We start from the raw sequence: 25443 nt of genomic DNA on the forward strand, positions 1-25443 counted from the left end.
GAGCCACTATTAACTTATCAGTATAGGCTATTTTATACTAATTAACTCTCCGTTTGGTAATTTTACAGAGAGTTCTGTAATTTGAATATCTATCTTTTTTAATAGAGACATTGCAAAAATCATTTCTTCAATTAGTGTTTCTATCATACTGTTTTAAAGGTTATTTTAATTTCAGAATATAAATTACTTGTTTCAGTTAATTTAGTTGGCTGAACAGAAAGTCTAACATTTGGAATCTGAAAGTTTGAATCATTAATATTTTCGATAGATTTTCTATCTATTAAGATTGTCGTTTTTCCGGACTTTTCATCTTTAAAATCAATAACATCGACCTTTTTTTGAAAAGTAGGAAGTGAAATTTGTTTTATAGCTTCTTTACTTTCATTAATTAGGGTAATGTTTGATTTTAATAACTTAGCGGATTTAGCACTTTTGTCACCTGTATCTTGTTTAAACAGGTTTGTTAATTCTAATTTTGCTGTTATTTCTCCTGAGTCTACGACTATATTTGAAGTGTTTGATTTATTGATTAACGTTTTGAGTATAGCTTTGCGTTCTTCAACTAAAATATCTGAAACATACTCAGTAATAGCATCATATCCGGCATTGGTAAGTTTTTTATTAAAAACAAGATTCTGATTTGATTCAAAAGTTTCAGTCAAAAAATTAATTAAATTCTCATTAACAACCATCTGCTTTTCAATTTTAAAACCAAAATATTCATATTTTTTGGCTTCAATCTCATCATTTGAAATGAAATTTTTAATAAAGGCATTGTTTGGTAAATTCAATTTACTTTCTAATGCTGCATACTTTTCTAATTGATAATTTTGAGAAGACAAAATCGCATCAAATGTTTCTTGTATTAATTGAGAAACAAACTCAGAAAATCCTAAAGAAACTTCTTTAAAATTTGCCATAATTTATCCGTTTAAAGGTGCGTAATCAGTTTTGAATTTTATTAAAACTCTTCCGAAAATATCAACTTTACTTCCGCTCGAATCGTTTTGATATGACTTAGCGGTATTTACTGTAATAGTTCTCGTCTTTGTTTTGTCTCGTCCTTTAAAGATTCGACCAAATACACCTCTCTTGTCTTTTGTTTTTACTTTGGCTTTTTCAGAATTTCCGGTATTAATTCCACTAGATGAATTATTCCAAGTTGAAAATGTCAATTTAGTCTCAATTTCCCCTTCGGTAACCACCAAACGCATTACTCCTTGTTTTGCAATTGTTTGTAATAAACCATATTTATTTGAAGTAATCAGAGCAGCAATTGCATCGTAGATTTGTTTGTAAGTAGGTATATTGTTAGCCGCAATTTCTCCTCCGGCTAAGACAGCATTATTGTATTGGTTTAAAGCATTTAATCCTGCTATCTCGCTTGGGTCTTTTACTTTTTCAACTAATTGTGTCACAGCAGGTGCAAGTCCGTTTATTAATCCACCCCACCAGGTTTCTTGAGTAGCAGGTAGAGGATTACTTGGATTTGAAGGGTCTTTACCAAAGAGTTCATCACTTGGAGATTCTAATTGTGATAAAACTGTTGTTAATTCTGAATTATCAATCTCAGGTAAGTCATAATTCAATACAAATTCTGAAATCTGGTCGAAGTCCACACCATCTTGAGTATTATTGATGTAAGTAGATAAATCTTGAGTTAAAGAATTGACAAAATTTGAATATTCTTCCATTTGAAGTATATGTGCTTCTACTAAAGAATCAAATACTCCGGTTACTAATTCTTTTGTAAATTCCACAAAGGGAATATCGCCAAATCTGGCTGCTGTGTCAATTGCGTAATTGTTCATATTGTTTGATTTTAAAATTAATAAAACAAATTTCTTTTATTTAAAATCAATACCTGTAAGGAAAATAACCTGATTTTACAGGGTGTTTTCCCTGTTTTTTTATTACAACTACTTATAAATCATGCAAAATTAAACTTAATATATCCTATAAAAAGAGAATTGAATTATAAATAAGCTGGATAACTGTTTTTAAACAAAAACAGTTTGTATATTAATGAAAAAAAGACGAATATAATTCGTTTTATGGTGTAGGTCGATGCGCAAACTTTGAATGTAGCACACTTTTGTCCTAATTCTGGCAATACATTATTAGTGGTTAGTTTATATTTGATCACCTTTAATTTTACCAGCTAAAAAATCTACAATTTTTGAATAGAATTTAAAATCTAAAGGCAGTCCATTTAATACTGAATTGGATAAAGAATTTGGTATAACCAGCCAAGTAGGATGACCACTTGAAAATGGATTACCGCCATTACCCCAAAACCATCTAATAGCTAATCTGGGTTCTCCGTCCCAATCTATTGCTACAATTGCCCATCTCTCATCTAAGTTTTTAAATACAACTGTATACGGTCCCCAACAGAGTTCTTGGGTGAATTTAAACTCAATATGTTAACATCATTTGTTAAATTAAAAGTTTCTCCTGCCATTTTTTATATTTTTAAGGATTATTAATTTATGTAGATATCTTTATAGATATCTGCCAACACCCAAATATACGAAAATAACTACATATTATTTTTAAAATAGACACTATAGCATGATAATTTTAAAGCGTCAATTCCCCTAAGATCTCTTCTTTCATAAAAGGACCGCCGGGATAGGTTGCGGTGTAGTCTAAATTCATCCAGATCTTGCCCCGTTCGTCAATGTGGTAATGAATTTGTTGGTTTTTACTCTCTTCCGTAAAAAGTACTTTTTTAATTAAGTACATAGCGGTTTCCAGATCGTTTTTATCTCCGATCAGCATTTCGGGATACATGTGTCCTCCGGTGTGAATAATTCGCGGAGTTCCACCAATGGCTTTGATACAGGCAGCCATAAGAATAGCATGATCGTCACAATCGCCCGAAAAATGCTGGATACTTTCTGAAGCATAAGCTATATATTCACGGCCCTGTGGGTCGTTGACATAATTCCAGCGGTGTTTGATCTCTGCAAAAACGGCAAAACACTGAATGAGCTTTCGGTCTTTCGGATATTGCTTAACGGCTTGCTCAAAATGTCTGGTTGTAGCCATCAATGCAAAATTCCGTACTTTAGGATTGGTAAAATCAACAGCGTCTATGATCTTGGATTTATTAGGAAAAGGCAAAAGCTTGGAAATGATCAAATCCTGTGGCTTAGGGTTTTCACTCATAGAATAGATCATATAACGGTAATCTTCAAACACACGTTCAAAACCGTATTCTCCGAAAACCGTTCCGTAGATCAAACTGATAAAATAGATAAAGACACAAAGAATGATGATGGTTTTCAGACTTTGTAAAAGCAATTGAATAACTGCCAAAATCAGAATAAAAAGAAGGATACGGTCTAAGTTGTAAGGCCAATTCAACTCAATCAGATTTTGATGCGCAATGAGAAATACCGGAACGGCTACCAGAATATTGAGCATAAAAATGATGACCGTGTCCCATGGCTTTGGTAACGAAAGCTTTTCTTTGATCTTGGTAAAAATGTTGGGCCTTTGGGTCGTCATCCTACTTTTAAAACGATAAAATTAACTAATTATTTAACGATCGCTTCAAAAGGTAATTTTTTTTCAATAATTTTTAACGTTAGCAGTCGGTTTTGTATCTTTTCTAATGTTTTGACATCAAGTTTTTGCTGCGACCATTGGGTTAAAGCCAACCATTGCTGAATATCTTCTAATTTTTGGTCGTATTTAGAGGCCAAAGTTCGGTCAATACTCGGAATCATTTTAAATTCTTCCGTTGTGGTATTGATAATTTCCAGGATCTGATCGATAATTTCAGGATCGTTTTCTAAGACTTCATTGCGAACAGCAATTACAAAGCAAGGCCACGGAGTAGGGCAGTCGGCAATTCTACGGAAGGTACCGTTGTCTACCAACGGTTGGGTCATAAAACGTTCCCACATAAAATAATCGGCTTTGCCGGAAGTTAAGGCTTCCACAGCTCCGTCAATAGTATTTACGATCTCAAATTGCAATTGGCTGGTGTCCCAATGTTGATTTTCAGCATTTACAAAACTCATTAAATGAGATCCCGAACCTAAACGGGAAATAGCTGCTTTTGTATCTTTTAAATCGGATAATTTTTGATATTGAGACGCTGCCGCAACGTGAATTCCCCATATTAGCGGACTCTTGACATACACTTGTACTATTTTTGACGGATTTCCGGCTACTATATCTTTTACAATACCTTCTGTAAGGATCACGGCAATGTCAGTTTCTCCGTCGTGGAGCATCTGGCACATTTTTCCGGTTCCCTCCGGTACGTCGGTCCATTGCAGGTCAATTCCGTAATCTTCAAATTCTCCGTTTTCAATACAAAGGAGCCAAGGCAGATTAAAGTGTTCCGGAACACCGGCTATTTTTATTGTTTTGCTCATTTTTAGTTCAAATTTAGTTAAAAGTAACAAACCCTAACATAAAATGCTAGGGTCTGTGTTACAAAAATAAATAAAAAACAAATCAAAAATATGATTAAACTGACACCATACTATTTTCTTTCATAGAGCCCGTTTCTTTAAAGCGAATGTGAAAATTAAAAGCTTCTTCCAAAATGTGCGGAGTATGTCCGCCTCTTTGGCATGCTCTTGTAAAGTAATCCTGGATTGCTTCTTTGTAATCCGGATGTACACATTTTTCAATGATAACTTTAGCTCTTTCTCGAGGTGCTAAACCGCGTAAATCGGCTAAACCTTGTTCTGTTACTAAAATGTCAACATCGTGCTCCGTGTGGTCTATGTGTGATACCATAGGCAACACATGGGAAATAGCATTGTTTTCTTTAGAAGCCGATTGGGTTACGAAAATGCTCAAATACGAATTACGAGCAAAATCTCCCGAACCACCAATACCATTCATCATTTTTGTTCCTCCGATGTGCGTGGAGTTTACGTTTCCGTAAATATCGAACTCAATAGCAGTATTGATAGCAATAACGCCTAATCTTCTGATGACTTCTGCGGCATTACTTATATTTTGTGGTCTTAATACAATTTTATCTTTATATTGGTCAAAGTTTTGCATTAAATTACTGTAACATTCTTTGGATACGGTAATGGATGAAGCAGAAGCAAAATCCATTTTACCGGCATCGATCAATTCAAAAGTGCTGTCCTGCAAAACTTCTGAATACATGATCAAATTTTTGAAATCCCCTTTGGTAAAACCGGTTAAAACTGCATTGGCTACTTTACCGATACCTGCTTGAAGTGGCATTAAAGACTCGGTCATTCTTCCGGCTTTAACTTCGTCTTCAAAGAATTTTACCAGGTGATTTGCAATGGCAATTGTTTTTTCATCGGGTGGGGCAATCTGGGCAGGGCTATCAGTAATATCCGTAAAAACGATACCGATTACTTTTTCAGGATCAATCGTAATGTATTCATTACCGATTCTACCGTCTACAGAAGTGATTTCGTAAGGTTTTCTGTTAGGGTAGGCTTCCGGTAAATGAACATCATGTATTCCTTTTACAGTCGTTGGGATTTCAGTGTTGATCTCAATGATGATCTTATCAGCCATTTGGGCAAATGTAGCGGAGTTTCCTATTGACGTTGTCGGAATAATATTTCCGTTCTCATCAACATAAGCAGCTTCAATGATCGCTAAATCTAATTTGGATAAATGACCGTTTACCAGAAGTTCTGAAGTTTCACTTAAATGTTGGTCAATAAAATAAACTTCTCCATTATTAATTTTACCTCTTAACGTAGGATCAACCTGAAACGGCATTCTTTTTATTAATGCATCGTTTTTAGCTAAATCCGTATCTGTTGTGTGTCCTAGTGAGGCTCCGGTGATTAAAGTAATGGCAACATTTTCATTTTCAGCTCTTTTAGCAAAAGCGGGAAGAACAGCTTTACTATCTCCGGCTTTTGTAAATCCGCTTGATCCTACAGTCATTTTATCTTTTATTAAAAAAGCGGCTTCATTGGCTGAAATTATCTTATCTTCGTAGTCCTTAAACAATATTCTTTCAGATGTCATATTTAATTAATTTTCTGTTGTTTTGTTAAAAAACAAATTAAAATTTTATTAATATTTTATTTGGGTTTGGTTGTTTTAATAAATACTTTACAATTTTATAAATAAAATTTAACGGCGCTATATCGTTATAGGACAAATAAATATTCATTTAAGACACTGAATTTTTAATGGTAGAAAAATATTACATAAAGGGTGTTGATATCGACCAAAATAGTATTTATTGTCACCATGACTTGATGGGTGAGTTGTTGATTCCCACGCATAAACACGAAAAAAGTCAGTTTTTATATACCGAAGGGGGAATTGTTTATGTAACTACAGAAACTAAGACCTATTTTTTACCGGCACGTCATTTTATGTGGATTCCAAGCGGAGTAAAACACAGTATTCATCCTAGTTCGGAGGATGTAATGATGCGTAATTTGTATTTTCCTGATGAAAAGAATGATGTTTCCTTTTATAAAACAGAGGGAATTTACCCTTTAACGGATTTATTGTTACAGATGATGTTGTTTACTAATAGGTGGAATGGAAATTTAAAGAAAGGGTCCAGAAATTATGTGATCGCTAAAGCTATTAAAGCTATTTTGCCTGAAATATGTGTAAATAATCTGCCTTTGGCTTTGCCTTTTCCTAAAGATGCCCGATTGATAAAGATTATTCAACATCTGGAAAAAAATTACCAGGAACCGATCTTATTTTCGGATCTGGCTAAAAAGTATGGCTTTACCGAACGGACTTTACACCGTTTGTTCCATAAAGATCTGGGAATGTCATTCATTCAGTTCTTTACGATCAAGAGGATGCTGAAAGCTATTGAACTGATGATCGAAAAGAAAATGACGATCAATGAAGTAGCTATTGCTGTGGGCTATAACAGTGTGCCTACTTTTAGTAATACCTTTTACAAGTTGTTAGGGCAGCGACCTTCTGAATATATAAACGGAGTAGAAGTACTAAAAACGATTTAGTGTTATTCTTTATTTTCAGGATGAAGCATTTGCCACCATTTCCAACGGATCCCGTCTTCTGCTACATACTCTTCCATAAACTGCATACCGCATTTTGACAGTACCCGGTTTGATGCTCCGTTTTGTGCATGTGTATAAGCATTCATCTTATCAATGTTCATCTGACTAAAGCCGTAATCCAGCCACATTTGAGTAGCTTCAGTAGCATATCCTTTATTCCAATGAGGCTCATTTAAGCGATAACCGTAATCAAAAAAGTTGGTATTTCCGTTTTCTATGTGGTCGTTAACAAATTTGATTCCTGTCCAGCCGATGAATTCTCCGGTTTCTTTCAGAATAGTAGCAAAACGGCCAATGTTATTTTCTTTGTATTGTTTCTGAACGTATTCGATAACCTTGACTGATTCTTCAATATCCTGAGCGGGTTTGTTCCAGAGATATTTATGTACGTTAGGATTACTGTCCATTTTGAACATAGCTTTGGCATCTGTTAGTTCTAACGGACGAAATAATAAACGCGGTGTTTCTAAAAGTATGTTCATTATTATATAATTGTTTATCACTTCGAGCAGAGTCGAGAAGTCACATTATTATGAGATTCCTCACTCTGTTCGGAATGAGAATTACTCTGCTAATTTGTTTAAAGCATATTCAATTAAGCTCTCAACAGCTTTATAGGGGTCTTCGCTAAAAGTTCCGTCAGCGCGATTGGCAATAATAGCATTCAATGATAAACATTGGTGTCCTAATAATTTACCTAGACCGTAAATGGCTCCGGTTTCCATTTCAAGATTGGTCATCTTTATACCGTTGAAATTAAAGTTGTCCATTTTTCGGTTCAATTCCGGATCTTGAATAGCTAAACGCAATACGCGACCTTGTGGACCGTAAAAACCACCGGCGGTTCCGGTAAATCCTTGAAATATCTGATCGCTTTCAAATTTTTTAGCCAAAGATTCACTTCCTTTAATTACATACGGACGTCCCTTTCTGAGATCCCAATTGGTTTGCGTGATGAATGCTTCTTCCATTTCAGTTTCTTTAATTTCATCAATAACATAGGAATGGATCATATTGTCTAAGCCTAAACCGTACAAGCTCATTACCATACTGTCACAAGGAATATCTGCTTGTAAAGAACCGGAGGTTCCTACTCTGACAATATTTAACGAAGTTAATTCTTCTTTAACGGTTCTGGTTTTCAGATCAATGTTAACCAAAGCATCCAACTCGTTCATAACAATGTCAATGTTATCCGGACCTATTCCTGTAGACATAACTGTTAAACGTTTTCCTTTGTATATTCCGGTTTGTGTTTTAAACTCCCGCTTTTGGGTAGTGAATTCAATGGAATCAAAGTGTTTCGTTATTTTTTCAACTCTATTCTGGTCGCCCACAAAAATGATATCATGAGCAATGTTTTCCGGTTTGAGGTTGATGTGATAAACACTGCCGTCAGGGTTTAAAATTAATTCTGAAGGTGCAATCATGTTCTTATATTATTTAGTTTGTTTTTTGATTTGATCTATCCGCCAACACGTTTGGTTTTAAAGCCTTTTTCCTGTAAAATCTTCATGATCTTATCGCGATAGTCGCCTTGAATAATGATCGCTCCGTCTTTAAAACTTCCGCCTACGCTTAGTTTGGTTTTAATTTCCTTAGCCAAAATTTTAAAATCTTCTTCTTCGCCTTCGTATCCTTCAATAATGGTTGTCGGTTTTCCTTTTCGCTTTTCGTATTTACAAATCATAGGTTCTTTTTGAACGAATAATTCATGAGGTGTATTATCTTCTATTTCCGGTTCTTCGGATGGTTGATGATCCGGAAATAACTTTTTTAATTGGTCTTGTAAATCCATTTGTATTATTTTTAGCCAAGAGTTTTACAACAAAGTTAGTAGTTTCGTTTAAAAATACGAAGCTATTAAAATCAAAAAAAGACATCAAGAAAAACTCAATGTCTTTTTCCTATCGTTAAAACTAAAAAATTATTTTTTGATAAGGCCTAATTCTACCAATCTTTCGTGTAAAAATTCACCGGCAGTGATATCATCATACAATTTAGGATGATCTTCATCAATGCAATGCTCTAAACAATTTAAAGGCATTTCGCTTACCGGATGCATAAAGAACGGAATAGAGTAACGAGATGTTCCCCATAATTCTTTAGGCGGGTTTACTACTTGGTGAATCGTAGATTTTAATTTGTTATTGGTATGGCGTGATAACATATCACCCACATTGATCATCAATTCATCAGGTTGAGCAATCGCATCGATCCATTCTCCGGCATGGTTCTGAACTTGTAAACCTTTACCGTGCGCTCCCATTAGTAAAGTGATTAAATTGATGTCACCGTGTGCAGCAGCTCTGACCGCATCTTTAGGCTCTTCGGTGATAGGAGGGTAGTGGATAGGTCTTAAAATACTGTTTCCTTCCGCTACAAATTTGTCGAAATAAAATTCGTCTAAACCTACATATAGTGCTAAAGCTCTTAAAACGTAGATTCCTGTTTTTTCTAACATTTTATAGGCTTTTTCGCCTACTTCGTTAAAATGAGGTAATTCTTTTACTTCAACATTTTCCGGATATTCTGCTACGTATTTTGAATCTTCCGGCAGGTATTGGCCAAAGTGCCAAAACTCTTTTAAATCACCTGTGGTACGACCTTTGGCTGCTTCTTTACCAAAAGAAACATAACCACGTTGTCCGCCAATTCCTGGGATTTCATACTGAGATTTAACGGCTACAGGCAATTCAAAAAAATGTTTTACCTCACTGTATAAATCTTCAACCAATTGGTCATCTAAGAAGTGACCTTTTAATGCTACGAAACCGATTTCTTCGTAGGCTTTTCCGATTTCATTTACAAATTTTTGTTTGCGTACCGGGTCATCCGATAGGAAATCACGCAAGTCAACACTTGGAATTTTTTGCATTACTTGTTTTTTGTTAATAACTTAAATCGGCTTAAAAGCTGTATTTTACAAATATATAGAAATGTTTCGATACCCAAATAGTAAAGTTATTAACAATCATTTTCAGTGTAGAGCAAGACTTAAAATATTTATTATAACAAAATACGCTCAAAATGTTATTTTTTATACTTTTGGGTAAACTAAAACCAAAAACTAATGAACTTCGATAGAAAAGATCTAAGTAATTCACAATTAATTGATTTATATAAGAAGCTTTTAAAACCGCGATTGATCGAAGAAAAGATGTTGATCTTACTTCGTCAGGGAAAAGTTTCCAAGTGGTTTTCCGGGATCGGTCAGGAAGCTATTGCTGTGGGAATCACAGCAGCTTTAGATACTGATGAATATATTTTACCGATGCATCGCAATCTGGGTGTTTTTACAACACGTGAAATACCTCTGCATCGTCTTTTTTCGCAATGGCAGGGCAAAAAGAACGGTTTTACTAAGGGGCGTGACCGCAGTTTTCATTTCGGTACGCAAGAATATAAAATCATCGGAATGATTTCTCATTTAGGGCCTCAAATGGGCGTTGCCGATGGAATTGCGTTGGCTAATAAATTAAAGCAGAACGGAAAGGTAACAGCGGTTTTTACGGGTGAAGGTGCTACTTCTGAAGGTGATTTTCACGAAGCTTTAAATGTGGCTTCTGTCTGGCAATTACCGGTTTTGTTTGTTGTAGAAAATAACGGTTACGGACTTTCAACGCCGACTAATGAACAGTATGCCTGTAAAAATTTAGCCGATAGAGGAATCGGATATGGCATGGAAAGTCATATTCTGGACGGAAACAATCTTTTAGAAGTATTTCATAAAATTACGGCATTAAAACAATCACTTCAGGAAAATCCGCGTCCGGTTTTATTAGAGTTTAAAACATTCCGAATGCGCGGACATGAAGAGGCGAGTGGTACTAAATATGTTCCGAAGGAATTGATGGAAGAGTGGGCTGTGAAAGATCCGGTTCAAAATTTTAAAGAGTTTCTTTTGCGAACTTTTGTGATGAATGAGGAAAAGGCGGAACAAATTGCAGCAGAAATTAAGCAAGAAATTGATGAGAACTGGGCAATTACACAAGCTGAACCTGCATTAGAGGCTTCTTTAATGGAAGAATTAGGTGATATGTATCAACAGTATGATTATCAAGATATTCCTTATAATCCTGAAACGGAAAATATCCGTTTGATCGATGCGGTTTCACAAGCGTTGCGTCAATCAATGGAGGTGCATTCTAATCTGGTAATCATGGGGCAGGATATTGCAGAATACGGCGGTGCTTTTAAGGTAACTGACGGTTTTGTAGAGGCTTTTGGAAAAGAGCGGGTTCGCAATACGCCTATTTGTGAAAGTGCTATTGTTTCTGCTGCTAATGGTTTGTCGATCAACGGTTTTAAAGCAGTAATGGAAATGCAGTTTGCTGATTTTGTTTCTACCGGATTCAATCCTATTGTCAATTTGTTAGCAAAACAGCATTATCGCTGGGATGAAAAATCGGATGTGGTAGTGAGAATGCCTTGCGGTGGCGGTACACAGGCCGGACCTTTTCATTCGCAGACGAATGAGGCCTGGTTTACTAAGACTCCGGGATTAAAAGTAGTGTATCCTGCTTTTCCTTTTGATGCGAAAGGTTTGTTGAATACGGCTATTAATGATCCGAATCCGGTTATGTTTTTTGAGCATAAACAATTATACAGAAGTATTTATCAGGATGTGCCGAAAGATTATTATACTTTGCCTTTCGGTAAAGCTAGTTTGATCAAAGAAGGAGATCAGGTTACGATAGTTTCTTTTGGCGCCGGGGTGCACTGGGCATTGGAAATTTTAGAGCAGCATCCGGAAATTTCAGCTGATCTGATCGATTTAAGAACACTTCAACCGTTGGATTCGGAAACGATCTTTAATTCGGTTAAAAAGACCAGTCGTTGTATTATTCTTCAGGAAGATACGTTGTTTGGTGGTATTGCCAGCGATATTTCGGCTATGGTTATGGAGAATTGTTTTGAATATCTGGATGCTCCGGTAAAACGTGTCGGAAGTTTAGAATCGGCTATTCCGTTCATGAAAGTGTTGGAAGACCAATATTTACCGAAACAACGTTTTGAGAAAGAATTAACCGAATTGTTACAGTATTAGCAAAATGAAATAGGGAAGAAGTGAAAAGAAGCTTACTATAGATACCTGAATTGTATCAGGATTTTTTTTCACTTCTTTTATTAGTCTTTAGTCCAGATCCGGGTATCTAAATTTAAGTCTTTGACAATCTTTTCGAAAGAATTTATTTCATGGATATATGGGATAAAGTAATCACCGTCTTTGATTTTAGTAGCAATACTTGCTTTAAAAAAGTTTTTATCCCAAGGAATGATAAAATACATTTTTCCATTGATAAAAGAAACGATCGGTAAAGCTTTTTCGGATTCAGAAAGGGTATGGATCCGGTCGATCAGATTTTGTGAAAGAACGTAATATCCTGTTTGAACATCAGACGTATAAATGTTGTATTTATCGTTAATAAAAGGGTTTTCGACATTTATTTTTGAAAGTGTTTTAGGGTCTAACATTTCATATAATTTGTCTTTTAACCGATCATTTTTTTTCGGAAGCATAAAAACTTTTCCGTTGAATTCTTTGTGGAAATCAGCATACATGAAAAAGCCTGAAAAGAAAATGTTAATTTCTTCCACAATGCCGATTATGGCATCGTCCGCATTATCATTATCGCCTGTAAAGATATTTTTGATTATAAGTATCGGGATCAAAATAATTGATAGCAGGCATCCGCCAATGGTCTTTGCATAGTTGATCTGTTTTTTGAAGAACTTTATTTCGAAAAATTCAACATCAATAGTGCCGATCTTTCCTTTAACATAGTCTTCTCCTTCGATTTCAAAGGTGTTTGCAAAGAACCCTTTTGATAAGAATTGGCTTTGCTTTAGTGTTTCGCCATTATATCCGTGCGGTGCATATTGAAACGTGTCATTGATATGTTTGAAAATAGTTGGTAATACCTGGTTTTTCAACTGGCTTTCAAAAACTTTTTTCGGGTCGTTGATGATAGAAAGCAGAAAAAGAACAATACCGGTTGCAATGACTGCCGGAATTAAAACAGGAACAATGAAGTTTATGATCAGTAAAATAAAAAACACACCTTTTAATAAGGTTCGAAGAGGTTTTATAATCCTGAAAAGATAGTTTAATCGAACGGCTTTGATTCTCTTTTTTTCAAGAAATACAGCCTGTTCGTTCAGAAATGATCGTAAATCATCATTCATGGGAGCTTCTTTTTATTTTAGTTATGCGTTGAATAAATTCTTTAGATCCGGTGCTTTCTTGGTGGCTTCGTCTGCCTGAAAATACGGATGTAATTTGAAATCATTAATACTTGCTAAAATATTGGAAGGAAAGCTTTGTATCGCATTATTTAAGTTGTTTACAGCAAAGTTATAGGCTCTTCTTGAAGCGCTGATCTGTTCTTCTACTTCGTTAAGAGTTCTCTGTAAGTGCAACATATTTTCATTCGACTTTAGTTCGGGATAACTTTCAACATTAACCATCAAGCCTTTTACCAATCCGCCCAGTTCGTTTTCCAGATTGAATCTTTCATTAGAATTGGGATCTATCTGGGTAATTTTGCTTCGCAATTCGACGATCTCTTTTAATGTATCTTGTTCGTGCGACATGTATTTTTTAACACTTTCAACCAAATTAGGGATCAGTTCGCCTCTTTTCTGAAGGGCAACATCTACACCACTGAAGGCATATTCTACCTGATTTCTCTTTTTCACCAATCCGTTATAGATCACAATGAATACGATAAGGGTGATGAAAAATACAGGAAGTGTAATAATAACTATAATCAATAGAATGAGGTAAGCTGTAGTTTTATTCATGTCTTAGTATGGCACAAGTTCGTGCTTTTGGTTAATTTTTTCAAATATATTAAAATTTCTGTCAGAAAGCAGATGTTTTTATACTTGAAAATCCTTAAGAATAACCAGGCTTATTTCAGTGCAAAATAAACGGTAACCGTTGCTTCAATTCTTATTTTATCAAAGCTGATATCTAAATCATCTCCATTTATTTGATTGCTTATCGAATTTAATCCTCTAACATTTAACCCCGAAGCTCTACCGAAAATATTAGTTTCCAGATCCGAGATGTAGATGGCAGGACCTAATTCCTGATTGAGATTTTTGACCATTTCTTCCGCCTGTTTTTTAGCTTTTAATATGGCTTTCCCTTTAAGTTCAATTTTTAATTCTTCTATTTTTGAATATTCGGTTTTCAGTAATTCAACATTTGAAATTTCCTGACTTTCCAGTTCTTTAAGAATTGTACCGGCACTGACAGCATCAAAAATTTCGAGTTGGTAATTTTTAGTTTTTTGAATGTCTGTTTTTTTGAGGAAGTAATCTTTGAAGTTACTTGAGATGTCTTTAAGTGTAAGTTGTTTTTGTATATCCACATTGTTTTCTAACAGTACTTTTTCCATTCTTTTTTCCAGTTCTTCTACAGAAACTTTGCCTTTAGTATTTTGTTCCGAAAGCGTAATGGATAAGGTAATTTTATCCGGGATCACTTCTGTAGTATATGTAGCCTTAGTTTGAAGTTGGGGTGTTTTCGTAAAATCGTTTACCTGAGCTAAACTCACTAACGGAATGAATAAAAGGATAAAGAATAAATTTTTCATGTGTTATTTTAATTGTGTAGTGTGAATAATAAGAGTACTTTTTTCAAATGTACTAAAAATACGAGCTAAAAGCTGTGTGAACCACCAACAAAAAGAGGATTATAATGGACTTGAAGTATTTATATGTGTGTTATTAGACACTGATCCTTTTTAATTTTTCCATACTTGTTTTTTCTTTTTCAGATAGCTCAATGAGGATATCCGAAGCTTCATTAATATATTTGAAATTTTCTGTTTCTCCTATCCTGTAAAATAAGTCGGCTACTGTTTTCCATAGCGTAGCTATAGTATCATATTCATGAACAACTTTTCTGATCTCATTTGATTCGAGAATTTCTTCGCTTTCCTTAAGGAAATCACGGTATAAGTTTCTGAATAGTGATCCTCCGGTTCCTCCATTTTCCATTAATGAGGCTGAAGTTTGAAAGTCTTTTTTTATATTTTTACTTGTCTTGAACCATTTTTGAATTTCTGAACTTGTCTTATATATCCCTTTATAACCGATATTTTGTATAGGTGGATTTAAAAAATCTGTAGCATTACGATGAATAGCTTGTTTAATTGCATCTTTCCGGTCAGGCAGTTTTCCCTTTTGGTGTATTGTATACGAACGGTTTCTTGATGACATAGGTCCTTTTTCATTTCTTGCCAGTTCCAGACTTTTAAGAGATGTTTTGGCAACTCTTTCTTGTTGGTTAGTATCGTTCAGGTATGCAAATTCATTGTCATAACCGTAGATAGAGGCGTAGTGTCCTGCAAAGTGAATCTTATTGGCGAAATAGTCCAAATGATAACAATCTAATTTTAGTCCCACTGCTTTTCCATTATCGAGGTTTTGTTTAACATTCAGCCAAGCTTTATTGACAGAAGTCGTTTCATGGACTTCCAGTTTTAGGTTCAGGTTACGACATATATTTTCGGTTAAAGCATCGGGTTTAATACGGCCGCCTATAAACGGAAAATCCATGATCTTCATATTCCAGAAAATATATCCGAGTCCTTCTCCTAAACCGAATAGCATAGGTTCGGAAAGTTCGATTCCAAGTTGGTAGAGCAGGCTTCCTGTGGCAGTAGTTTCACAATGTTGTCCGTTAAAGGGTTTAAAATGTTCCAGAATCATGTTTTTATTTCAAAAGTAGATCATAGAAGTGACAACCCTATGTCAGGAGAATTCCGGTATTTTAAAAATCAGGTAAAAATTTTAAGATCACTTTAGTTTTTGACCTAATGCTTCTACTTCTTTTAGCCATTTTTCTCTTTTCGGAACAGTTGTAGTTTTTATGGGACCGAAATAAGTTACTTTAACCGGGCTTACGCCGCAAAATTTGAGTGTAGATCTTTTCAACTGATTTACACTAGGTTTTCCGAATGCAATGCTGTAATACCATGAAGGTTGGTCTAATGTTGTTATGATATGACCGGTTTTTCCGGATAATAATTTATCCCACCAAAGGGAATTTTCCCGATATTGAAAAGCAAATCCGGGTAAAAAGAGGCGGTCTATAAAACCTTTGGTTATTGCCGGAAGTCCGCCCCACCAAACCGGGTGGATCCAGACTAAGTGGTCTGCCCATAGAATTTTTTGCCAGGCATCCATCAGATCAGGTTCCAGTTCGGTTCTTTTTTGGTAGCCGAATTGGAGATTAGGGTTAAATTGAAGATCCGCTATAATGATTTCCCGAATTTCAGCGCCTGAGCTTTCCGCTCCTTTTTTATAAGCCTGAGCAATGGCAAAATTGAAAGAGTCTTTATTGGGATGTCCGTTGATAATTACTATTTTTTTACTCATTTTGTTTACAGTTTTATAAAGCAAATGTAGTAAGGTTGTTTTCCTGCGAACAGGACATTTGTCTAAAAAGAAATTTCTTTTCGCAGTCGGCTTAAATGTCGTTGAGTAATTCCCAAATAGGAAGCCAGGTATTTTAAGGGAACTTCCTGAATATATTCCGGTTGTTTTTGGATGAGCTCTGTATAACGATACAAAGCATCGTTCTTTTGTAGCTGAAAGATACGTTTTTCAAGTTCAATATATTGTTGTTCGGCTATGACCTTTAAAAATTTTGTCCAATTGGGATGATTTTGTTCTAATTCCTGAATCTTTTCTTGGGGAAACAACAGTAAATCAACAGTAGTGATCGCTTCAATATTTTCATTTGTAGGCTGTTGTGTTATAAAAGAAGAATAAGCTGTCATAAAATGATTCGGAAAGGTTATGCAATAGGTAATATCTTCTTCTTTGTTTGAAAAGTAAAACGAACGAAGCAGTCCGCTTATTACAAATGCAACACTTTTACAGGTTTCTCCTTCCTGAATAAAATAGTCTCCTTTGTTGAGTTGTTTTTGTATGCCCAGTTCTGTAAAAAGATCAATTTCTTTATCGGATAATAGACCAAAGGAGTTTAAATATTCTTTTAGCATTAGTTTGTGTTATAGTGTTGACGGAATGAGGTAAATTTTATGAATAAGCACTTTTATTTTTTTGTAGATACAAGTGAAACAGAGAAACAAAATTCGGAAGATTGACCAGACCAAGCTCATTACTTGTAACCGATGTTGTAAGTAGTGTTTATAAATAGTCAAAATATCTTTCAAACCACGTTGAAGCTCTTTCTCCATAAATAGTTTTAAAGCTGTCAAATTTTCCGTCATAATCAGCGTCTATTTCATTTGGCTCAATAAAAAGGAACTTATGATTCTTTAATAATTTTCGCAATGTTTCTAAGTTGTCTGAGTTGATGTTTTCAATTCCATTAATTGTAACTAATTTGCCAAAGTTGCTAAATCTTATTGAATGTTGATAATTGGCAACTAATTCAATTAGTAATTTATTAGGAATGATTAAATCGCAAATAAAGCTTGCATCTTGAATTTGGTCATCAATTTTAAATTCAGAGTTAAATATGGCTTCTAATTCGAGTTTAAGGTTTTCAATTTGAAAAATTAAATCATTATAATCAAAATCGGTTGGAGTTTCAAAGCTTCCAACTTCATCAAATTCTAATAATATTTGTTTAGTTTCTATTTTCATTCAATATTAATTACAACGGTTTGTGGCTATAAAGTAGTGGCTTAACCCAAACTGAATCATAACAAATATAGATTATTTTTATAGAATTTGCAGTTATAAGTGAAGTGAATTGGTAAAGCAGAATTCAGAAGTAGGTGAGTTGCACAATACCTGCTAACCAAACTTAATCCATTTTATAATCCGATATTTTTCAATTGATCAATTTTTTCTTCTTTGGTTTTTCTTTTTCCAAAATATTGGTCAATTTCATTGTTCAACCATTTTTGACGGTAATTATTCCAACTATTTTCATACGGTGGTACTCCGCTGTCGTCAAACCCATATTCAAAACCACAAGAGCAAATGTCGTAAGAAGGAAGTCCGGTTTTATCGTATGGTCTCCATTCTTTGTTGTTTGACTTCTCTCCACAAACCGGGCAAAAACAAAATCCATCTGAACTAATAACAAGCTCAAATTTTTCTCCGTTCCAAGTATTTATTGTTTCTATTATCAAATGTTTACAACGATTCTCAGCTACAAAGAAACTGAATCATAACAAATATAGATTATTTTTAGAGAATTTGTAGTTATAAGTGAAGCGAACCGGTAAAGCGGAATTCAGAGGTAGGTGAGAGTAAGCAATTACTTATGATCAATTTATATTATGTTGTTTAAAGCTTATGTGCTATTGCTACATTCTTTTTTACATTACTAATATCTAATTTGGTTGTATTTTTTTTGAATATTTTGAATGCTTTAGTTTCGACAATAGTGTGTTTTATTGTTCGTCCATTTTCATTTTTATATACTCCAACATAACCATTAGAAATTATTACAGCACTTTTTCTATAATTAGTCATATAATCTGAAATTCCTATTTGAGTTTTTATGAATTTTGCTAATTCATCAAACGTTTTTTTATCATTTTCAGTCAAGTTGTAAATCATATTTTTATTTGTTGAGCTTTTCACTTGAATTAGCATAATATGCCAATATCCATTTCTTCTTGCAACGCTATAAATATCTGAAGGCGTTTGACTACCTTTAGATTTTACTGCTTGATAATTTGGTTTTAAGTTTATTATTTTTTGCAATATATAATCTTCTGCTAAATCTCCATTTTCTCTGTTGCTTGGTTTTCCTAAACCAGCACTTTCAAGTATGGTTTTCTTTTCCAAACGCCATTTGTTCACAACCTCTTCAACAAATAATTCAAAATTTTTCATAGATTTTTGCTTTTTGAATGTTATATTCAACATTTCGTGGCTACAAGTAGTGACTTTAACCCAAACTGAGTCATAACAAATATAGATTATTTTTAGAGAATTCAGGATTGATTTAAGAATGTTATAGTTTACGATCAGAAAAATTATTCTTTTTTCTGTTTTCGCTTTCAATAAGCAAAGTATTCCTAAACTTATTTAAATTACTTTCATTCAGATTCTTTATAGAGAATTCTATAAAATTATATTTTCCGGAGATTTTAAGATATTTATCTATTCTGCTTAGATAAAGATATATTGAAATTAAAAATAGTATAAAAACAAAATAAAATAGAGGCATATTTTGCAATTTTTTACTTTCTAAGATACTGTATAAAGTAAAAATTGATAAGCTTGTAAAAATACACGTCAATACTAAATAATAATGACTCTTCTTTTTTACAATTTCATTTGAAACAATATCTTTTAAAAGAATTTCTTTATTTAAATCGCTGCTTTTTTGTATGACTCTAAAATTTGTCAGAGTTATCGAATCATCATTAGACGTGAGAATTATATGTTCTTTATCCATTTTATGAATTTATTATGTACAAGATTTTAAGTTGAATTATTATTTCTTAGTTGTAATGTATTTATTCAACCGGAACTCTAATTTTAGTTTCTCTGATTTCCATTCTTTTTTTGTTTAAAATTACTTTAATAGGTTCTTCTCTTTCTTTATTGTAAACTCTGATTTCATAAGTTTTTACTTCTTTTACTGCTACGACTTTAACATCAACATCTATTCCCTGCATTTGATTATCATTATGTAATCCAATATAGAAAGTTCCCTCAGTCTTATTCGAATTTTTACCATAGGCTGCAATTCCTTTTCCCATATCGAATTGTGAATAAGGTAGGCCATTAATGAAATTTTTAACATCTTCGTAGTCGGATATAAATGTATAAGATACATCCTCGCCTGTTTTAGGTATCATTAATTCAGTTATGGTTCCAACTGCTAAACCAGCTAAAGGAGAGCCATAAAGATTAGCGATTCCATTAGCTAAATTACCTACAGATTTTGTATTTTCTTGATATGCTTTTTGAGCTTCCTTTCCAACACCAATCCAATATGCCCAAGCAATTAGTTTTTCTTCCTTTAACTCCGAATTAATAGATTTAGGTAAGTCAACTTTTAAATATGTATAGCTACTATTTGAATTAAAGAAAGAATGCACTCTTTGGATTTTATTAAATAAAATATCTTCAATGTTTTCAGTTTTTACTAATTCACGTTTTATCTCTTGATACTTTATTTTTTTGTACCCAGTTATGCTATCTATTGTATATGGAATATAAGTTGTATCTCTAAAAGTTTCCCATTTCCAGTTAGTATTAAAATTTTCTGTGCTCTCATCAACTGGAATTCGGTAAATTTTAATTTTAAAAATTCTTCTAGTAATTGATGAACTATAAAATTTAAACTTATATAAACCTTTATTTCGTATAGTTATTTGTTTTTTTGCAAATTTTTCAGCCTTGAATTCAGAAAAAATTTTATTGTTTGGTAATTCATAAATTTCAACTTCTTTTAAATTCTTTCCTTTTACCATTTCGAAATCAAATTCTATAATGTCATTTTCAGCAAAACTGAAATATAATTCTTCTGATTCATCAAGATCCAGTGAGATCGTGTTTTCAGTCACTAGAATTGGGCTTTCATTTGCAAAAATGTTTTGTGTTACTGTAACTACAAAAACAATGAGTAGTTTTTTTATCATAATGTTATATTTTAAATATCTGACAAATAGTAAAATGTATTAATATGTGATGTAAGTATAGCGTCAAAAATAAAATGAACCATCTTACTTTTTTTACGGAAAACCATAAACTAATAAGCCGAATAGGTTTTATAAATCACTATATTTGACGGTTTGAATTTTTTTAAAGGATTAAAATATGTGTAACCATAGTAAGTTTATTACCGAAGCAGTTGAGCTTTCCCGCAACGGGATGAATAATAACGAAGGCGGACCATTCGGAGCTATTGTTGTAAAAGACGGAAAAATTGTAGGAAAAGGAAATAATAGAGTGACTTCCACTAACGACCCTACGGCACATGCCGAAGTGGTGGCCATTCGCGAGGCTTGTAAAACTCTGAACTCTTTTCAATTAGACGATTGTATCTTATACACGTCATGCGAACCCTGCCCGATGTGTCTGGGTGCGATCTACTGGGCGCGTCCGGATAAAGTTTTTTATGCCAATACCCGTGAAGATGCGGCAGCAATAGGCTTTGACGATGATTTTATTTATGAAGAGATCAATATAGGAATGGAAAACAGAAAGATACCTTTTGAACAGTTGGGTAGAGAAGAAGCACTTAAAGTCTTCAACGAATGGAAAAACAAAGCAGATAAATTAGAGTATTAAAATTTTTATTCCATAATAAATAGGTAAAGAACACTTTTTAGTGTTCTTTTTTGTTTATATTATAAAATATTTACTATTTTGCTCAGCCGTTGCATTTTATACAATAACTATACATAAAAGGATTGTTTTACAGAAGCTTAAATTTGTGTTTTTAGGTATTTTTTAAATTTTTATCAAAAAAATAACCAACAAAATTTATTTAGTAAAAAAAATAGTTTAAATTTTTATGATATATATTTTTGTATATTCTGCTAAATTAATATATTTATGCAAAAATAATATATATGAAAATAATTGCCTGCCCGAAATGCCAAAGCGATAAGATCGTAAAAAGCGGAATTATCAAAGACAGACAGCGTTATTTGTGCAAAGCCTGTAACTATTATTTTACAGTAAATAAGCTGGGTAAAAAAATAGACGATTATTACGTGACAAAAGCGCTACAGCTTTATTTAGAGGGCTTAAGCTATAGAGAGATAGAGCGTATCATAGGGGTTTCTCACGTATCGATCAGTAATTGGGTTAAGGAATTTAAAATAAAGAAACCACCTCATCCGAACTACCATCCCAGTTATAAGATTTTTAAACATAATGAGTTGGTAGAATACTTAAAAAACAAGGATCAGCTTTCCGGTGCAGGGATGATCATTACAGAGTTGGGAGATAAGTTTATGCTGATAAAATGGGAGCGTTTTAAGGATTAACTATAAGCTTTTTACAAAAATATACATCATTTTTTTTTTCGTTAACATAATTTTTGAATTTGGTCAAGCAAAAATTAAATAAAAACCAAATCAGAAATTATGAAAAAAATTATTCTTGTTGCCGGTTTACTTTACTCGGCTTTAACATTTGCACAAGGCGCTCCTGATTATGCAGGGGGACTGAAAGTAAACATTAACGAAGATGGCTCTAAGTATTTCAGAATTATTTCTTGGGCGCAAGTTTGGGCGCAATATAATGGAGATAAGCCTTTAGACGCTAATGGTAACGAACAGTCAGAAATAGACTTTACCGTTCGTAGAGCTAGGGTTTTATTGTATTCTCAAATAAGTCCTAAATTTTTAATTGTAACCCACTTCGGTGTAAACAATCTTAATGCGGGCAGTATGAGTCCTACCGGAACAGGCGATGGCTCACAGATGTTTATCCACGATGCTTATGTGCAATACAATTTAGGAACAACAAATAAGCATGCTATCGGTGGTGGTTTGCATTATTGGAACGGTATTTCCCGTATGAACAACAGTAGTACACTTAACATCTTAACTTTAGATAATTTCCGTCAGGGTTGGGCAACTTTAGGTTTAGCCGATCAGTTTGCGCGTCCGGTAGGTGTATTTGCAAAAGGTGCTTTCGGAAAACTTCAGTATAGAGTATCTATTAACGACGCTCTAACTAACAATTTGGCAGTTTCTAATGTTCCTGTAAACGGTGGTGCTGCAACGTATAACGGAAGAGACTTATTAGGCGGTAAAAAAGCAGGAAAAACATTCTCAGGATATTTTGATTATAACTTTTTAGACCAGGAAAGCCAATTCTTACCTTATAAAGTGGGTACGTATTTAGGAGATAAAAAAGTGTTCAACATCGGAGCAGGTTTCTTCTCACATCCTAATGGTTCTGTAGTGGCAGACGTGAACGGAGATCTAAGCGGAGAAAATGTATCTATTTTTGCGGTAGATGCTTTTTATGATGCACCGATCGGAGGAAAAGGAAGTTCTATAACAGCTTATGCAATGTATCAGAATTCAGACTATGGAAAAGATTTTCGTTTCGGAACAACTTATGAAACAGGATCTATTTTGTACGGACATGTGGGATATGTGATTCCGACTGAGAAAGAAACAAAATTACAACCCTATGTTTCTTTTGCTAACCGTCAGATAGATGCTTTGGATGATAATGCAACACAATTCGGTATCGGTGCTAATTTATTCTTAAAAGGACACCATTCTAAGTTAACATTAGAATACCAGAATCTTAAATATGCAACAGCAGATGCTGTAGGGACAGTTACCCTACAAGCAATGATCTACCTATAAAAAACAAATAAATAAAAAACAATCAAAACTATGAGTAATCAAGAAAAAGCAACAGCTTACTGGAAGGAAAATCTAAGATACCTTCTGATCTTATTGAGCATTTGGTTTGCTGTTTCCTACGGAGCAGGGATCTTATTCAAAGATGCTTTAAACAATGTTAAATTGGGCGGTTTTCCTTTAGGATTCTGGTTCGCCCAGCAAGGTTCAATTTATGTGTTTGTTATCCTGATTTTTGTTTACGTTCGATTAATGAACAAATTGGATAAAAAATACGGTTACGACGAATAAACAAACAATCAATCAACACTTAAATTAAAAAATCATGGATGTACAAATTTGGACATATATAATTGTAGGTATCACATTTGCTATCTACATCGGAATTGCAATTTGGAGTAGAGCAGGATCTACAAAAGAATTTTATGTTGCCGGTGGTGGCGTTTCTCCTTTAGCAAACGGTATGGCTACGGCAGCAGACTGGATGAGTGCTGCATCATTTATCTCAATGGCAGGGATCATTTCATTTGCCGGATATGACGGAGCTGTTTATTTGATGGGATGGACCGGAGGTTATGTGTTATTAGCGTTGCTATTAGCACCTTATCTTCGAAAATTCGGGAAATTTACAGTGCCTGATTTCATCGGGGAGCGTTATTATTCAAAAACAGCTCGTTCAGTAGCCGTTATCTGTGCTTTAATTGTTTCGTTTACGTATGTAGCCGGACAAATGCGTGGAGTAGGAGTGGTATTCTCAAGATTTTTGGAAGTAGATATTAATACCGGTGTAATCATAGGTATGGTAATTGTATTGTTCTATGCCGTATTAGGAGGAATGAAGGGAATTACATATACTCAGGTGGCACAATACTGTGTATTAATCTTTGCTTTTATGGTACCTGCGATCTTTATTTCTATCCAAATGACAGGTAATCCGATTCCGCAATTAGGAATGGGGGCAACAGTAGCAGGTACTGATACGTATTTATTAGATAAATTAAACGGATTATCAACCGAATTAGGATTTGCAGAGTATACAGACGGATCAAAATCAATGATCGATGTATTTGCTATTACATTAGCTTTAATGGTTGGTACAGCAGGTTTACCACACGTTATAGTTCGTTTCTTTACCGTTAAAAGAGTGAAAGATGCACGTAAATCAGCAGGATGGGCGTTACTTTTGATCGCTATTTTATATACAACGGCACCGGCTGTTTCCGTATTTGCTAAAACCAATTTGATTGAAACGGTTAATGATAAAAATTATGCAGATATGCCGCAATGGTTTAGCAACTGGGAAAAAACAGGTTTGTTAAAATATGAAGACAAGAACGGTGACGGTAAAATTCAGTACTACAATGATAAATCTAAAGACGAAGCTTTTCTTGCAGCAGCAGAGGCCAAAGGTTTAAAAGGAAGTGAATTAAAAATCGATAATGATATTATGGTATTGGCTAATCCTGAAATTGCTAAATTACCGAACTGGGTAATTGCATTAGTAGCAGCAGGTGCTTTAGCAGCCGCTTTATCAACAGCAGCAGGTCTATTATTAGTGATCTCATCGTCTGTTTCTCACGATTTGATCAAAAAAATGATCAATCCTGATATTTCTGAAAAAGGTGAATTATGGGCAGCACGTGGTTCAGCTACTGTAGCAGTAGTAATCGCCGGATATTTCGGTATCAATCCTCCGGGATTCGTTGCAGCAGTAGTGGCTTTAGCTTTCGGATTAGCAGCAGCGTCATTTTTCCCGGCAATTATTTTAGGTATTTTCCATAAAAAAATGAACAAAGAAGGAGCTATTTCAGGTATGGTAATTGGTATGTTATTAATGCTGTTCTATATGTTGAAATTCAAATTCGGAATGTTTGACGGAGGTAAAGAAGCTGTAGCAGGATTAAAAGATTCTTGGTGGTTTGGTATTTCACCGGAAGGTTTTGGTACTGTAGCTATGATCGTGAACTTTATTGTAGCTTTAGTGGTAAATAAATTTACTGCTGAGCCGCCTGCAGAGGTTCAGGATATTGTAGAACATATTCGTATTCCTTCAGGAGCAGGAGAAGCTTCTTCTCATTAATTTTGTAAATATTTTGAATATAAAGTAATAATCTCTG

The 25443-nt window shown here is 34.1% G+C and carries 27 protein-coding genes; 7 read left to right on the forward strand and 20 right to left on the reverse strand.

What is annotated here, in order from left to right:
• Positions 1-143: 143 nt before the first annotated feature.
• From DI487_RS14615 to DI487_RS14635, 5 genes are all read right to left on the reverse strand, one after another.
• On the reverse strand, positions 144-920 hold the full coding sequence (locus DI487_RS14615) for a hypothetical protein (protein ID WP_109570299.1): 777 nt from the start codon (positions 918-920) through the stop codon (positions 144-146).
• Between the two features lie 3 nt (positions 921-923).
• Entirely contained in the window at positions 924-1811 is an 888-nt protein-coding gene (locus DI487_RS14620) for a hypothetical protein (RefSeq protein ID WP_109570300.1), read from the reverse strand.
• Positions 1812-2583: 772 nt separating this feature from the next.
• The gene (locus DI487_RS14625) at positions 2584-3516 is read right to left on the reverse strand and encodes a transglutaminase (RefSeq protein WP_109570301.1); all 933 of its coding nucleotides are present in this window, start codon (positions 3514-3516) and stop codon (positions 2584-2586) included.
• Between the two features lie 29 nt (positions 3517-3545).
• Entirely contained in the window at positions 3546-4394 is an 849-nt protein-coding gene (locus DI487_RS14630) for a substrate-binding domain-containing protein (protein WP_109570699.1), read from the reverse strand.
• 94 nt (positions 4395-4488) lie between these two features.
• A complete protein-coding gene (locus tag DI487_RS14635) occupies positions 4489-6000 on the reverse strand; it encodes a succinate CoA transferase (protein WP_109570302.1) in 1512 nt (503 codons plus the stop codon).
• Positions 6001-6167: 167 nt separating this feature from the next.
• On the opposite strand from DI487_RS14635, the gene DI487_RS14640 reads away from it, so the two are divergent.
• Complete coding sequence (locus DI487_RS14640) at positions 6168-6971, forward strand: AraC family transcriptional regulator (protein WP_109570303.1); 804 nt, start codon at positions 6168-6170, stop codon at positions 6969-6971.
• A gap of 2 nt (positions 6972-6973) precedes the next feature.
• Here the strand turns inward: DI487_RS14640 and DI487_RS14645 are convergent, their stop codons facing one another.
• From DI487_RS14645 to DI487_RS14660, 4 genes are all read right to left on the reverse strand, one after another.
• Entirely contained in the window at positions 6974-7513 is a 540-nt protein-coding gene (locus DI487_RS14645) for a GNAT family N-acetyltransferase (protein WP_109570304.1), read from the reverse strand.
• An 81-nt stretch (positions 7514-7594) separates the two neighbouring features.
• The gene (locus DI487_RS14650) at positions 7595-8461 is read right to left on the reverse strand and encodes a nucleoside phosphorylase (RefSeq protein ID WP_109570305.1); all 867 of its coding nucleotides are present in this window, start codon (positions 8459-8461) and stop codon (positions 7595-7597) included.
• 35 nt (positions 8462-8496) lie between these two features.
• Positions 8497-8829, reverse strand: coding sequence for a translation initiation factor (locus tag DI487_RS14655; protein WP_109570306.1), 333 nt, complete (start codon positions 8827-8829; stop codon positions 8497-8499).
• 129 nt (positions 8830-8958) lie between these two features.
• A complete protein-coding gene (locus DI487_RS14660) occupies positions 8959-9909 on the reverse strand; it encodes an isopenicillin N synthase family dioxygenase (RefSeq protein ID WP_109570307.1) in 951 nt (316 codons plus the stop codon).
• A 195-nt stretch (positions 9910-10104) separates the two neighbouring features.
• Between DI487_RS14660 and DI487_RS14665 the strand changes: the two genes are divergently transcribed.
• Entirely contained in the window at positions 10105-12081 is a 1977-nt protein-coding gene (locus DI487_RS14665) for an alpha-ketoacid dehydrogenase subunit alpha/beta (protein WP_109570308.1), read from the forward strand.
• 80 nt (positions 12082-12161) lie between these two features.
• Here the strand turns inward: DI487_RS14665 and DI487_RS14670 are convergent, their stop codons facing one another.
• From DI487_RS14670 to DI487_RS14720, 11 genes are all read right to left on the reverse strand, one after another.
• Complete coding sequence (locus tag DI487_RS14670; RefSeq protein WP_109570309.1) at positions 12162-13220, reverse strand: DUF3137 domain-containing protein; 1059 nt, start codon at positions 13218-13220, stop codon at positions 12162-12164.
• A gap of 21 nt (positions 13221-13241) precedes the next feature.
• Entirely contained in the window at positions 13242-13838 is a 597-nt protein-coding gene (locus DI487_RS14675; RefSeq protein WP_218925776.1) for a LemA family protein, read from the reverse strand.
• Positions 13839-13948: 110 nt separating this feature from the next.
• A complete protein-coding gene (locus tag DI487_RS14680) occupies positions 13949-14638 on the reverse strand; it encodes an SIMPL domain-containing protein (RefSeq protein WP_109570310.1) in 690 nt (229 codons plus the stop codon).
• A gap of 133 nt (positions 14639-14771) precedes the next feature.
• Positions 14772-15758, reverse strand: coding sequence for a BtrH N-terminal domain-containing protein (locus tag DI487_RS14685; protein ID WP_109570311.1), 987 nt, complete (start codon positions 15756-15758; stop codon positions 14772-14774).
• An 87-nt stretch (positions 15759-15845) separates the two neighbouring features.
• A complete protein-coding gene (locus tag DI487_RS14690; protein WP_109570312.1) occupies positions 15846-16427 on the reverse strand; it encodes an NAD(P)H-dependent oxidoreductase in 582 nt (193 codons plus the stop codon).
• A gap of 62 nt (positions 16428-16489) precedes the next feature.
• Entirely contained in the window at positions 16490-17056 is a 567-nt protein-coding gene (locus tag DI487_RS14695) for a Crp/Fnr family transcriptional regulator (RefSeq protein WP_109570313.1), read from the reverse strand.
• A 148-nt stretch (positions 17057-17204) separates the two neighbouring features.
• Positions 17205-17666 (reverse strand): hypothetical protein, encoded by a 462-nt coding sequence (locus tag DI487_RS14700; RefSeq protein WP_109570314.1) that lies wholly within the window; start codon positions 17664-17666, stop codon positions 17205-17207.
• Between the two features lie 173 nt (positions 17667-17839).
• The gene (locus tag DI487_RS14705) at positions 17840-18160 is read right to left on the reverse strand and encodes a hypothetical protein (protein WP_109570315.1); all 321 of its coding nucleotides are present in this window, start codon (positions 18158-18160) and stop codon (positions 17840-17842) included.
• Positions 18161-18317: 157 nt separating this feature from the next.
• Positions 18318-18872: a hypothetical protein gene (locus DI487_RS14710; RefSeq protein WP_146193488.1), complete on the reverse strand. Its 555-nt coding sequence runs from the start codon at positions 18870-18872 to the stop codon at positions 18318-18320.
• A 121-nt stretch (positions 18873-18993) separates the two neighbouring features.
• Positions 18994-19440 (reverse strand): hypothetical protein, encoded by a 447-nt coding sequence (locus tag DI487_RS14715; RefSeq protein WP_109570317.1) that lies wholly within the window; start codon positions 19438-19440, stop codon positions 18994-18996.
• A gap of 61 nt (positions 19441-19501) precedes the next feature.
• Entirely contained in the window at positions 19502-20632 is a 1131-nt protein-coding gene (locus tag DI487_RS14720) for a hypothetical protein (RefSeq protein WP_109570318.1), read from the reverse strand.
• 178 nt (positions 20633-20810) lie between these two features.
• On the opposite strand from DI487_RS14720, the gene DI487_RS14725 reads away from it, so the two are divergent.
• From DI487_RS14725 to DI487_RS14745, 5 genes are all read left to right on the forward strand, one after another.
• Positions 20811-21284, forward strand: a complete 474-nt coding sequence (locus DI487_RS14725; protein ID WP_109570319.1) for a nucleoside deaminase — start codon at positions 20811-20813, stop codon at positions 21282-21284.
• Between the two features lie 284 nt (positions 21285-21568).
• Positions 21569-21988: an IS1/IS1595 family N-terminal zinc-binding domain-containing protein gene (locus tag DI487_RS14730; protein WP_109570320.1), complete on the forward strand. Its 420-nt coding sequence runs from the start codon at positions 21569-21571 to the stop codon at positions 21986-21988.
• A gap of 99 nt (positions 21989-22087) precedes the next feature.
• A complete protein-coding gene (locus tag DI487_RS14735; RefSeq protein WP_109570321.1) occupies positions 22088-23329 on the forward strand; it encodes a hypothetical protein in 1242 nt (413 codons plus the stop codon).
• A 30-nt stretch (positions 23330-23359) separates the two neighbouring features.
• Positions 23360-23617, forward strand: coding sequence for a DUF4212 domain-containing protein (locus tag DI487_RS14740; RefSeq protein WP_109570322.1), 258 nt, complete (start codon positions 23360-23362; stop codon positions 23615-23617).
• Between the two features lie 34 nt (positions 23618-23651).
• Entirely contained in the window at positions 23652-25406 is a 1755-nt protein-coding gene (locus tag DI487_RS14745) for a sodium:solute symporter family protein (RefSeq protein ID WP_109570323.1), read from the forward strand.
• Positions 25407-25443: the final 37 nt, after the last annotated feature.

It is taken from the genome of Flavobacterium sediminis, assembly GCF_003148385.1.
Lineage (GTDB): Bacteria > Bacteroidota > Bacteroidia > Flavobacteriales > Flavobacteriaceae > Flavobacterium > Flavobacterium sediminis.